Origin of the sequence: Roseovarius atlanticus (assembly GCF_001441615.1) — a bacterium.
Taxonomy (GTDB): Bacteria; Pseudomonadota; Alphaproteobacteria; order Rhodobacterales; family Rhodobacteraceae; genus Roseovarius; species Roseovarius atlanticus.
On sequence record NZ_LAXJ01000018.1, the window covers coordinates 144525 to 151153 of the forward strand.

The window sequence follows — 6629 nt, forward strand, 5'->3', positions numbered from 1 at the left end:
CCCCACGCTCCCGCCTCATCCCGCACGATCAACGAGATGGAGACACGCACATGACAGGTACGTCCGACACGCCGTCGATTTCATTCGAGCTTTTCCCGCCCAAAACCGAGGCCGGAGTGACCCGACTGCGCGATACCGTGGCGCAACTGAGTGCGGCCGACCCGGAATACTTTTCGGTCACCTACGGTGCCGGCGGCACCACAAGGGACCGCACCGCGCGCATCGTCGAGATGGTGGCCAACCGGACGGGCCTGCCCGTGGCGCATCACTTCACCTGCGTTGGCGCCAGCCGGGCCGAGATCGACCGCCAGGCCCAGGCGTTCTGGGACAACGGAATGCACAGGATCGTCGCACTGCGCGGGGACCTGCCGGCGGGCCAGAGCCTTCCCGAGGATGGCTACAACGACGCGGCGGAACTGGTGGCGGCGCTGCGCCGCAAGGGCGATTTCGACATCTCGGTCGCGGCCTACCCAGAGGTGCACCCCGAGGCCCGCGATGCCGCCGCCGACATGGACCACCTCAAGCGCAAGATCGACAACGGCGCGGCGCGGGCAATCACGCAATACGCCTTCGACACCGACACCGTGCTGCGGTTCGTCGACCGCGCGCGGGCCGCGGGCATCGACGCACCGATCGTGGCCGGGATCATGCCGGTCGCCAATTTCGAGGGGCTCAAGCGGTTTTCCGCCGGCTGCGGCGCCTCAGTGCCCGACTGGATGGGCCAGATGTTCGATGGGCTGGACGACGCGCCAGAGACCCGCGCGATGGTCGCGACCGGCGTTGCCGCCGAACAATGCCGCCGCCTGATGGAGGCCGGGATCACGGATTTTCACTTCTATACGCTCAACCAGCCGAAAGTAACGCTGGCCGTTTGCAGGACATTGGGGCTGACACCCAGTATTGTAGCCGAGAACGCCGCTTGAAGGAATAAGAACGCATGACCAAGACGCACGACATAGCCGCCGCCAACGCCGACCGCATCCTGGTGCTGGACGGGGCGATGGGCACGATGATCCAACAGGAAAAGCCCGACGAGGCCGCCTATCGCGGCGCGCGGTTCAAGAACCATCCCAGCGACGTGGGCGGCAATAACGAGCTGCTGACCCTGACCCAGCCCGACATGATTCGCAAAATCCACGAGGATTTCCTGCACGCGGGTGCCGATATCCTGTGCACCAACACCTTCGGTGCCAACGCGATCAGCCAGGCCGACTATGACATGACCGACCTCGTGGTCGAAATGAACACCGAATCCGTCCGCCTTGCACGCGAGGCCGCCGATGCGGTCGCCACACCCGACCGGCCGCGCTGGGTCGCCGGGGGCATCGGCCCGACCAACCAGACCGCCAGCATAAGTCCGGACGTGAACGACCCCGGTTATCGCGCGGTGACCTTCGACGATCTCGCCCGCGCCTATGGCGAGGCGGCCCGCGCGCTGATCGAGGCGGGCGCCGACCTGCTGCTGATCGAGACGATCTTCGACACGCTCAACGCCAAGGCCGCGCTATTCGCGATCGACAGCCTGTCGGACGAGGGGCTGACCATTCCGCCGCTGATGATCTCCGGCACCATCACCGACCGGTCGGGGCGCACCCTGACCGGCCAGACGCCCGAGGCGTTCTGGGTGTCGATGAGCCACGCGCGCCCCTATTCCATCGGACTGAACTGCGCGCTTGGCGCGGGCGAGATGCGCCAGCATGTGCGCACCCTGTCCGAAGTGGCCGACACGCGCATCAGCGCCTATCCCAATGCCGGCTTGCCGAATGAGATGGGCGGTTATGACGAAACGCCCGAGGAAACCGCCGAGCACCTGGCCGAATGGGCGTCGTCGGGTCTGGTCAACATCGTGGGCGGCTGTTGCGGCACCACGCCCGACCATATCCGCGCCATCGCGGATGCGGTCGCGGGCAAGGCACCGCGCAAGATCCCGCAGAAAGTCAGGCACATGCGGCTGAGCGGCCTTGAGATGTTCGAGACACAAGGCGCGGACGCAAAGGAGGGCGCAGCATGAGTACCGGAGTTGCCAGTTTCATCAATATCGGCGAGCGCACCAACGTCACCGGCTCGGCCAAGTTCAAGAAGCTGATCATGGACGACGACTATGCCACCGCGCTCGACGTGGCCCGCCAGCAGGTCGAGAACGGCGCGCAGATCATCGACGTGAACATGGACGAGGGCCTGCTCGATTCCGAGCAGGCGATGACGACCTTCCTGAACCTGATCGCGTCCGAGCCGGACATCAGCCGCGTGCCGGTGATGATCGACAGCTCGAAATTCGAGGTGATCGAGGCCGGGCTGAAATGCGTGCAGGGCCGCGCCGTGGTCAACTCCATCTCGCTCAAGGAAGGCGAGGATGCGTTCCTGGAGCAGGCCCGCACGGTGCGCCGCTATGGCGCCGCCGTGGTGGTCATGGCGTTCGACGAAAACGGCCAGGCCGAGACCGCGCAGCACAAGTTCGACATCTGCAAGCGGTCCTATGATCTCTTGGTCGAGAAGGCCGGATTCGAGCCCTGGGACATCATCTTCGATCCCAACATCTTTGCCGTGGCGACTGGGATCGAAGAACATAACGACTATGCCAACGCCTTTTTCGAGGCGACCCGCATGATCAAGGAGGCGATGCCGGACGTGCATGTCTCGGGCGGGCTGTCGAACGTGTCCTTCAGCTTTCGCGGCAACAACGCGGTGCGCGAGGCGATGCATTCGGCGTTCCTCTACCACGCGATCCCGCTCGGGCTCGACATGGCGATCGTGAATGCCGGTCAGATCACCGTCTACGACGACATCCCCGACGAGCTGCGCGAGCATGTCGAGGACGTGCTGCTGAACCGCCGCGACGATGCCACGGAACGCCTGCTGGAGATTGCCGACAAGTACAAGGGCACCGGCGAGGCCTCCAAGAAGGAAGACCCCAAATGGCGCGAACTGCCGGTCGAGAAGCGGCTTGAACACGCGCTGGTGCACGGCATCACCGACTACGTCGTCGACGACACCGAGGAATGCCGCCAGCGCGCCGACAAGCCGCTCGACGTGATCGAGGGGCCGCTGATGGACGGCATGAACGTGGTCGGCGACCTCTTCGGCGCGGGCAAGATGTTCCTGCCGCAGGTGGTGAAATCCGCCCGCGTGATGAAGGCCGCCGTGGCGCATCTGTTGCCCTACATGGAAGAGGAAAAGCGCCTGTCGGGCGACACCTCGGCCAAGGGCAAGGTGATCATGGCGACGGTCAAGGGCGACGTGCACGACATCGGCAAGAACATCGTCGGCGTCGTGTTGCAGTGCAACAATTACGATGTGGTCGATCTTGGCGTGATGGTCCCGGCCGAGGACATTCTTGCGGCGGCCAAAAAGGAAAAGGCGGATATCATCGGCCTGTCCGGCCTGATCACCCCGTCGCTTGACCGGATGGTCGACGTGGCCGCCGAGATGACCCGGCAAGGCTTCGACCTGCCACTGCTGATCGGCGGGGCGACCACCTCGAAAAAGCACACCGCACTAAAGATCGCGCCGGAATACGAGCACGGCGTGATCCATGTTGACGACGCCTCCAAGGCCGTCGGCGTGGTCTCAAAGCTGCTCTCCAAGACGGCTCGGCCGGACTTTCTGGCCGATGTCGTCTCCGAGCAGGACAAGCTGCGCGACGGGATGAAAGGCGCCGGCGACAGGCCCACCGCCGCGCTGGCCGAGGCGCGCAAATCCAGGTTCGACGGCGGCTGGGACAGCTACACGCCCCCCGCCCCACAGACACCGGGCCTGACGGTGATCGACGACATGGGCATCGCCAAGCTGCGCGAATTCATCGACTGGACGCCGTTCTTCAACACCTGGGAGATGAAGGGCAAGTTTCCGAACATCTTCGACGATCCCGACAAGGGGCAAGCCGCGCGCGAACTTTACGACAACGCGCAGAAGATGCTCGACCGGATCGAGAAAGAGGAGTGGTTCAGCCCGCGCGGCGTGGTGGGCCTCTGGCCCGCCAACGCGCAGGGCGACGATATCGTCGTCTGGGCCGACGAGGACCGCAAGACCCTACGCGCCCGTATGCCGCAATTGCGCCAGCAGCGCAGCAAGTCGAACGGCCGTCCGCAGATGTGCCTTGCCGATTTCGTGGCGCCCGAAGGCACCGACGATTGGGTCGGCGGCTTTACCGTCACCGCCGGGCGCGAGGTGCACGACATCTCCGACCGGCTGAAGGCCGAGGGCAACGATTACGACGCCATCATGGTGCAAGCACTGGGCGACCGGATCGCCGAAGCCTTCGCCGAGGCATTGCACGCCCGAGTGCGCCGCAGCCTCTGGGGATATGCCGCGGACGAGACGCTGGATAACGAGGCGCTGATCCGCGAGCAGTATCGCGGCATCCGCCCTGCCCCCGGCTATCCGGCCAACCCCGACCACACCGAGAAGCGCACGCTGTTCGACCTGCTGGAGGCACCCGAGCATACCGGCGTCACCCTGACCGAAAGCTGCGCGATGTGGCCCGCCTCGGCGGTGTCGGGCCTCTATTTCGCCCACCCCGACTCGGCCTATTTCGGCATTGGCCGCATCGGCCCCGACCAGGTGGCCGACTATGCCGAGCGCAAGGGAATGAGCATTGCCGAGGTGGAGGCATGGCTGCAACCCAGCCTGTCCTACACGCCGGACAAGTCATCAGCCGATCGCAAGATCGCCTGACCCCCGCAAAAACTCGATTTTTGCCAAAAGCGACCGAACCCCACGACAGTGGAGAAAGGACCAATTATGAGCGACAGATCATGGCTATTTACCAGTGAATCGGTGTCCGAGGGACACCCCGACAAGGTGTGCGACCGGATTTCGGACGCGGTACTGGATGCCTACCTCGCCGCCGACCCGCAGTCGCGTGTGGCCTGTGAAACGCTGGCCACCACCGACCACGTCACCATCGCCGGCGAGGTGCGCGGCCCGGAAAGCGTGCTGAAGGATGTCGAGCAGATCGCGCGGGATGCGATCCGCGACATCGGCTATGACCAGCCCGGGTTTTCCTGGAAGGATGCCGAGATCATCTGCCGCCTGCACGCCCAATCGGCGGATATCGCCATGGGCGTCGACGAGGGCGACAAGGGCGAGGAAGGGGCCGGCGACCAGGGCATCATGTTCGGCTACGCCTGCAACGAGACCGAAGAGCTGATGCCGGCCCCGATCCAGTTCGCGCACAAGATCCTGCGCACCATGGCCGAGGACCGCAAATCCGGCAAGCAGCCCAAGTTCGGGCCGGATGCCAAAAGCCAGGTCACGCTCAAATACCGGAACGGCAAACCGGTCGGCCTCGACACCGTGGTCGTCTCGACCCAACATGCCGAAGGTCTCAGCCAGGACGACGTGCGCGCGCTGGTCGAGCCCTACATCACCGACTGCTTCAAGACCGAGGGCTGGAGCCTGCCGTCGCAGGACAAGATCATCGTCAACCCGACCGGCAATTTCGTCATCGGCGGCCCGGACGGTGACGCGGGCCTCACCGGCCGCAAGATCATCGTCGACACTTATGGTGGCGCGGCCCCGCATGGCGGCGGCGCGTTTTCCGGCAAGGACCCGACCAAGGTCGACCGCTCGGCGGCCTATATCTCTCGCTACATGGCCAAGAACGTGGTCGCCGCCGGGCTGGCCGACAAGTGCCAGATCCAGCTGGCCTATGCTATCGGCGTGCCCGAACCGGTCGCCATCTATGTCGACACGCTGGGCACGGGCCGGGTCGACGAAGCCAAGCTGGCCGATACCCTGCGCCAGATGGTTCGCCTGACCCCGCGCGGCATCCGCGAACATCTGGGCCTGCTGAAGCCGGTCTATGCCCGCACCGCCGCTTACGGCCATTTCGGGCGCGTCCCGGACGATGACGGCGGATTCAGCTGGGAGCGTACCGACCTAGCCGACGAACTGGCCCGCACCTTCGGCGTATCCGCCGCGGCCGAGTGATCCGGAACACCAGAACGAAGAAAGGAGACGCGACATGAACAAGCCAGAGAGAGTCAGTCCCGCGGACAGCGCGATCCGTGACATCGCTCTTGCCGGTTTCGGCCGCAAGGAGCTGGACATCGCCGAGACCGAGATGCCGGGCCTCATGGCCCTGCGCGAGGAATACGGGCAAGCGAAGCCGCTCAAGGGCGCGCGCATCGCGGGGTCGCTGCACATGACGATCCAGACCGCCTGTCTGATCGAAACGCTGGTCGCCCTGGGCGCCGAGGTCCGCTGGGCCTCGTGCAACATCTTTTCCACCCAGGACCACGCCGCGGCCGTGATCGCCGAAGGCGGTACGCCGGTGTTTGCCGTCAAGGGCGAGACGCTGGAGGAATACTGGGATTACTGCGACCGCATCTTCCAGTTCGAGGACGGCGGCGCCAACATGATCCTCGACGATGGCGGCGATGCGACGATGTATATCCTGATCGGCGCGCGGGTCGAGGCCGGTGAAACCGGGCTGATCGAGACGCCGACCTCCGAGGAAGAGACTTGCCTGTTCGCCCAGATCAAGAGGCGCATGGCCGAAAGCCCCGGCTGGTTCACCAAGCAGCGCGAGATGATCAAAGGCGTCAGCGAGGAAACCACCACGGGCGTGCATCGCCTTTACAAGATGATGCAGGAAGGGCAGCTGCCCTTCCCCGCGATCAACGTGA

5 protein-coding genes are annotated in these 6629 nt (G+C 64.9%); all 5 read left to right on the top strand.

Going from position 1 to position 6629, the window contains the following annotated elements; all coding sequences use genetic code 11:
- Positions 1–50 precede the first annotated feature (50 nt).
- Positions 51–923, top strand: a complete 873-nt coding sequence (gene metF, locus XM53_RS15545; protein WP_057794939.1) for a methylenetetrahydrofolate reductase [NAD(P)H] — start codon at positions 51–53, stop codon at positions 921–923.
- 14 nt (positions 924–937) lie between these two features.
- Complete coding sequence (locus XM53_RS24115; protein WP_057794940.1) at positions 938–2011, top strand: homocysteine S-methyltransferase family protein; 1074 nt, start codon at positions 938–940, stop codon at positions 2009–2011.
- Positions 2008–4674, top strand: coding sequence for a methionine synthase (metH, locus tag XM53_RS15555; RefSeq protein ID WP_057794942.1), 2667 nt, complete (start codon positions 2008–2010; stop codon positions 4672–4674). Before XM53_RS24115 ends, metH begins: the two co-directional genes overlap by 4 nt.
- 66 nt (positions 4675–4740) lie before the next feature.
- Complete coding sequence (gene metK / locus XM53_RS15560; protein ID WP_057794944.1) at positions 4741–5931, top strand: methionine adenosyltransferase; 1191 nt, start codon at positions 4741–4743, stop codon at positions 5929–5931.
- Between the two features lie 34 nt (positions 5932–5965).
- On the top strand, positions 5966–6629 hold a 664-nt coding region (locus tag XM53_RS15565; protein WP_144435560.1), incomplete at its 3' end, for an adenosylhomocysteinase.